Here is a 362-nt window from a genome sequence, read left to right as displayed (position 1 = left end):
GGTAAATACCAGCACAGCTAAGGCTGCTAAGGCCGGCCTGACTAAAGGCAGAACCACATACCAAAATATGCGCCACTCCTTCACCCCTTCCACTCGCGCCGCTTCAATCAGAGCATCGGGTATCCCAACAATAAAGTTGCGCATAAACAGGGTGCAAAATCCGGCTTGAAAGGCGATATGAAAGAAGATCAGAGCCCAGTGAGTATCGTAGAGACCAAACGCAATGGTTAAGTCTCTCACTGGGATCATTAAGATTTGAAACGGCACAAAGTTGCCGCCGATAAAAAGAGCAAAGATCCAGATATTGGCTGAGAAGCGGTATTTAGCCAGAGCAAAGCCTGCCAGCGTCGATAAAGCCACTG

Annotated in this window: 1 protein-coding gene; it reads right to left on the bottom strand. The window is 48.6% G+C overall.

Annotation, left to right across the window (positions count from 1 at the left end; translation table 11 throughout):
* Positions 1-362, bottom strand: a 362-nt coding sequence (locus AB4585_RS26440) for a carbohydrate ABC transporter permease (RefSeq protein WP_372171723.1), incomplete at both ends; no start/stop codon positions are given.

Source organism: Vibrio sp. 10N.222.49.C9 (assembly GCF_041474985.1).
GTDB classification, from domain to species: Bacteria; Pseudomonadota; Gammaproteobacteria; order Enterobacterales; family Vibrionaceae; genus Vibrio; species Vibrio crassostreae_C.
Note: the sequence above shows the minus strand (reverse complement) of the source record. Positions and strands in the feature narration are given on the sequence as shown.